Source organism: Bradyrhizobium sp. PRIMUS42 (genome assembly GCF_023006515.1).
Taxonomy (GTDB): Bacteria; Pseudomonadota; Alphaproteobacteria; order Rhizobiales; family Xanthobacteraceae; genus Bradyrhizobium.
This window is the reverse complement of sequence record NZ_JALBGZ010000444.1, coordinates 1-5,454: the sequence shown is the minus strand read 5'-3', so window position 1 is coordinate 5,454 and position 5,454 is coordinate 1. Positions and strand designations below refer to the sequence as shown.

The 5,454-nt window shown below is 65.4% G+C and carries 1 protein-coding gene; it reads right to left on the bottom strand.

From position 1 onward, the window contains the following. Nucleotides 1-5,454, bottom strand: a 5,454-nt coding sequence (locus MOV75_RS26135) for a non-ribosomal peptide synthetase (RefSeq protein WP_247006844.1), incomplete at both ends; no start/stop codon positions are given.

Sequence of the window (5,454 nt, the reverse complement as noted above, 5' to 3'; positions counted from 1 at the left end):
AGCAGCGTCGGCGTTTCGAGCCCCGCCAGCGCGTCGCGCCAGAACCTCTCGGCGCTTTCGCGATCGCGGCCTTGCAGCCATGCAATATAGTCGCGATGGCTGCCCTGCACGGCCGGCAGCGTGACGCCGCTCACGTGCTGCAGCACCTCCGCAATCAGTCTGGCCGAACTCCAACCATCGGCGAAGATGTGATGATGAGTCCAGATCAGCCAGTGACGGTCGTCGTCGAGACGGATCAAGCGAAGACGCTGGAGAGGCGGCTGCGAAACGTCGAAGCCCTTCTCGCGGTCGCGCCGGGATATCTCGGTCAGCGCCGCTTCTAAATCCATGCGCGAGCCGTCGCGCCAGTCCTCTTCGACGAACGGCACCGTGGCATGACGATGCACCACCTGCTGCACTGCGCCCGACAGGTTCTGCCAGACAAACCCTGTCCGCAAGGCCGCGTGCCGGTCGCTGACCACCTGCCACGCGGTTCGCAGTTTGCCGGCATCGACGCCGAACAGTTCGAGCCCGACCTGGTTCACATAGGCATCGTCGGCGCCGTCGCGCAGCGCATGGAACAGCATGCCCTGCTGCATCGGCGAGAGCGGATAGATGTCCTCGATGCCGCGAAGATCCGAGGTCGTCGCGAGCCGATCGAGATCGGCCTGACCGAGCCCGGACAATGCGACATCCGATGGCGTGAGCCCGAACGCTCCATTGCAGCAATGCGCGACCAGTTCGCGCAGTGCATCCCCGTAATGCGCCGCCAGTCGCTCGACTGTCGCGTGCCGATAGCGCTTGCGTCCATATCCGAAAGACAATTCGAGCCGGCCATCACGCACGAGGCCGGTGACATTCAGCCATCCGCGCATGGGTGCAGTGGCGCTACGTGACGGACCTGCACTCTCCGCTGCGAAGGAGAAGCGCTGGGTTGTGCCCATGCCGCCGTCGAACCGGCCGAGATAGTTGAAGACGATCTGCGGCTCCGCCAATTGCGCGAGGGCATGGCGCTGCTGCTCGGAGCCGAGATGGCGCAGCACGCCATAGCCGAGCCCGCGGTTCGGAATCGCGCGAAGCCTCTCCTTGACCGCCTTGATCAGCGAGGCCTCGTCGGCGGCCGTATCTTTCAGTCGGACCGGAAATGCCGTCGTGAACCAGCCGACGGTACGGGACACATCCGCGTCCGGGAAAATGTCCTCGCGGCCGTGGCCTTCGAGCTCCACCGAGACTTCGTTGTGCTGGCTCCAGCGCGACACCGCGCGCGCGAGACCGGCCAGCAACAGGTCGTTGACCTGGGTCCGATAGGCGGCGGGCGCCTGTTCGAGCAGCCGCGAGGTCAGGTCGGCGTCGAACACCAATGAGACCTCGCCGCCGTCACCGACGCGATCGACGCCGCCATGGTCATCGTCACATGGCAGGCGCGCGCCGGCACCGCAATCGCGCCAATGGGGCAATTCGGCCGCAATCTCCGCGGTCGCTGCATAGGCATGCAGCCGTTCGCTCCACGAGGCGTAGGATTCGCTCTTCGGAGACAGCGTGACGGGGCTGCCGCATTGCAGCTGGTCATAGGCCGACACCAGATCTTCCATCAGGATACGCCAGGACACGCCATCGACGACAAGATGATGGCTCACAAGCAGCAACCGTTGGCCACCGTCCGCCATGTCCATGCCGACGGCGCGCAGCAGTGGTCCCGAGGACAGCCGAAGGCTCTCCTGCGCGGCTCGTGCGAGCCCGGCAATTTCCGTCGCGCCACCGACGTTCGCATGCACCCACAACAATTCGGATGGCGCCGGAGGCGGTCCCTGCTCCGCCCGCCAGGCGCCATCCACTTGCTTGAATCTCAGGCGCAACGCATCGTGATGCGCCACGATGACAGCGAGCGCGCGCCGGAGCGTCTCCCAGTCGACTTGCATGTGGGGCAGCAACAGAATCGCCTGGTTCCAGTGATCCCGATGGCCGATGTCCTCAGCGAAGAAGCGCGCCTGGATCGGCATCAGGTGGCGCATGCCGGATGCAGCATCGCCGCCGGTCGACGTCTCCGCGTCCCGCTTCTCTTTCTTCGGGGGCGCCCCCGTCGATATGGCGGCGACCGTCGCCAATCCGGCGACCGTCTGCTGGCTGAAGATCTGCTTCGGCGTCAGCCGGATGCCGCGCTTGCGCAGGCGGGCGATGATCTGGAGGCTGAGGATGGAATCGCCACCGAGCTCGAAGAAATTGTCATTGCGACCGACGCGCTCGCGACCGAGCACCTCGCACCAGACCGCCGCGATAGCAACCTCAATATCTCCCGCCGGCTCGGCATAGCCGGCGGACAGCCCGTCTTCAGCGGGCTCGGGCAATGCGCGACGATCGACCTTTCCATTTGGCGTCAGCGGCAGTCGCGCCAACATGACGATGTGCGACGGCACCATATAGTCCGGCACGATCGCAGCCAGCTGTTGCTTGATCGCATCGGCATGCGGACCAACGCCGCTCTCCGGCACACAATAGGCCACCAGCTCCTGGCGTTCGGCGCTCGCCCCGATCTCGCGCGGAACGACCACGGCATCATCGATCCCGCGTAGCGCCTTGATGACACGCCCGACCTCACCGAGCTCGATGCGATAGCCGCGCAACTTGATCTGATCATCGGTGCGGCCCAGGAATATCAGCCGGCCCGCCCCGTCGCAGCGGACACGATCCCCAGTTCGATAGAGCCGCTCACCTGCTTCCCCGAACGGATCCGGCACGAAGCGTTCTCCAGTCAAGCCCGCCGCGCCGCGATAGCCCCGCGCCAGCCCGGCACCGCCGATATAGAGCTCGCCGGCAACGCCGATCGGCACTTCGTTCAGCGTGTCATCCAGGACATGGGCGCGCAGATTGGCGAGAGGCAGCCCGATCGGAACCGGGCCGTTCTCGCGTTCAGCCACGCACTCATGCGTCACCGCGCCAACGGTCGTTTCCGTGGGCCCGTAATGATTCAGAATCCGGCATTCCGGCCGCAAGCGCCGGACTTCGTCCAGCAATGCGGCGTCGGAAGCCTCTCCTCCCAGGACGAGCGCGTCGCGGGGGAGAAGGTCGGCCGAGCGCGAGGCCTGCAGCAACCCCCGCAGATGGCTTGGTACGATCTTGAGAATGCCGACCTCACCCTCGCGCATAGCTTGCGCGAACGCATCCGCGTCGAACGCGGCTTCCGGAGGCAGCAGATGCAGCGTCGCGCCGGACGCGAGCGCGCCGAACAGGACGGTGTGTCCGAGATCGGCCGCCACCGTCGACACCATCGCCATGTTCGCCGACGGACGCGGCTCCAAGCGTTGCAGCAGAGCCTGTACATAATTGGCCAAGGCGCCGTGCGAGACGCTGACGCCCTTCGGCGCGCCGGTCGATCCCGAGGTATAGATGACGTAAGCGGTCTGTTCCGGGTGAATCGCTGCGCCGACAAGCGGGCTCGATGCCACCTCGCGCGCGGCCTCCGCTTCCGCATCGAGCACCAGGCAACCAAGCCCACGTGCTTCGGCCAACTTCTCACCCACCGCCAGCACGATGTCGATGCCACCGTCCGTCAAGATGCGACGAATGCGCTCCAGCGGCCATTTCGGATCCAGCGGGACGTAAGCGCCGCCGGCCTTCAGCACGCCGAGCAAGGCGACGACGAAGGCCGGCGAACGCTCGATCCACAGCGCGACCGGTGTCTCGCGCGCCACGCCCTTGGCAATGAGAACATGCGCGACACGGTTGGACCGCTGCTCGAGATCAGCAAAGGTCATCTGCTCCCGGCCGCATCGGATGGCCATGGCAGCCTGTCGATCTGTGGTCGCCGCACGGTGACGGCTGACCACATCGGTGAAGCCGAATGCCGCGACCTGCTTCGGCACGGTCTGCCGGCGCCCATCGTCGATGACGAAGTCCGATATCCGCCGCTCGGCATTGTCCGCTATCTGGCGCAGCATCGAATCGAACTGCGCCGCCAGCCGCGCGATGGTCGGACGATCGAATAGATCGGTGGCGTAATTGAACGTCACCTTCATGCCGGGCGCGCCATCGATGACGTCGAGCGCGAGATCGAAATGCGAACCTGCGAGATCGATGATGTCGATTTCGGCGCTGAGCCCTTCGACGCCGGCGAATCCGCCCGGCGCCGTCATGTAGTTGAACTTCGCCTGGAACAGCGGATTGTGCCCACCGCTGCGTTCGGGCCGGAGGCCGTCGACCAGCATTTCGAAAGGAAGATCCTGATGAGACAGCGCCTCAACCACCGATTCCTTGACCTGATACAGCAGGCTCGGGAAGCTCGCTTCGCCGGCGATTTCTGCCCGCAACACCAGCGTATTGACGAAACATCCGATCAGCCGCTCAAGCTGCGTATGACGACGCCCCGCGATCGGCACGCCCACTCTCAGATCGTTTTGCCCGGTGTAGCGATGGAGCAGCACCTGATATGCGCCGAGCAGCAGCATGAAGACGCTGACGCGCTGCTTTCGGGCGATCTCCCGGAGCCGGACGGCGAGCGCGCCGTCGATGGCAAGACCAATGGTATCGCCGGCATGGCTCTGGAGCGCCGGACGCGACCGATCATGCGGCAACGCCAGGATCGGATGAATATCGCCGAGCTTGGTGCGCCAATACGCGAGCTGCCGATCGCCCTCGCCTCCCGAGAGCCAGTTTCGCTGCCAGGCCGCGAAGTCCGCATATTGAATCGCCGGAATCGGCGGCGAGCCTGCACCCTGACCGATGCCGCTGCGATAGAGAGCGGCCAGCTCTTCGAGCAGCACATCGAGCGACCAGCCGTCGACGATGATGTGATGGGCCAGCAGCAGCAATTCGTAGGCATCGTCCGCGAGCTGGAGCAGCACCGCGCGCAACAGCGGCCCATTCACGAGATCGAACGGCTTGCCGAGCTCGGATCGCTTGAGCGTCTCCGCGAACTCGGCGCGTTCCCGCGCAGAATACGGCCGGAGATCCTCGTGGCGGAAGCCAATGCTCATGACATCGTGGATGAGCTGCGTTCCGCGGCCGTCCCTGGCGACGAACGTCGTGCGCAATATCTCGTGACGACGGACGATCTCTCCGAGAGCGCGCGACAGCACGGCATGATCGAGCCGCCCATTCAGGCGAATTGTGCTTGCAACGGTATAGGCTGTCCCGGCCGGATCCATGTTCCATAGGAACCACAGCCGCTCCTGCGCGTGCGACAGCATCGCACGATCGGCCGAGGCGGCCCACGGGATCTGCGGCAGCGTCCGTCCAGCCTCAGTCCCCGCCAGGGCATCGATCCAGCTAGCGAAGGCCGCGAGCGTCGGGGCGTCGAAGAAGGTGCGCAGCTCCACTTCAACGTTCAGGCGTTCACGGATCGCAGCGGCAACCTGGCCCGCCGCGATCGAGTTTCCGCCCAGCACGAAGAAATCGTCCTCGCGGTGCACCGCCGCGACGTCAAGCGCATCGCGCCAGATCGCTGCGCCGGCGCGCTCGGTCTCGGTCGCCGGCACGGTC